At 69.0% G+C, this 467-nt stretch carries 1 protein-coding gene; it reads right to left on the bottom strand.

Features of this window, described 5'->3' with window-relative positions; translation table 11 throughout:
* Positions 1 to 467: hypothetical protein (locus tag AC5RWQ_RS30425; protein WP_494286035.1), on the bottom strand; the 467-nt coding region annotated here is incomplete at both ends.

Raw genomic sequence — 467 nt, 5'->3', positions numbered from 1 at the left:
ACCACGAACAGCACCAACGAGACCGCGACCGGGCCGGCGATCTGGTATTGCAACGGCACCCCGCCCGACACGGCGTCGTTGACGGGGTAGTTGAGCAGGTAGAAGGCGAGCAGGCCCAGCGCCCAGCTGGTCAGCGCGGCGGTGGGGCCGGACCTGCGGAAGCGCAGCATCAGCCCGAGCATGAACGGGATCGCGATCGGCCCGACCAACCCGGCCACCCACTTGATCACCACGGTGATGATGTCCTTGAAGGTGGGCGAGCTGACCTGGGTCGCCACCGCCATGGACAGCCCCAGGAAGACCAGCGTGGTGGTGCGCGCCGCGATCAGCCCGATCCGGGTGCTCCAGGTGCGGGCGCCCCTGGAGACCGCGGGCGCGATGTCGCGGGTGATCACCGCGGAGATCGCGTTGGCGTCCGAGGAGCACATCGCCATGGTGTGCGAGAAGAACCCGACGACCACCAGGCC

This window comes from Micromonospora sp. BS32 (genome assembly GCF_059089345.1).
The sequence above is the reverse complement of the archived record's forward strand: the minus strand, read 5'-3'. Positions and strand labels throughout refer to the sequence as shown.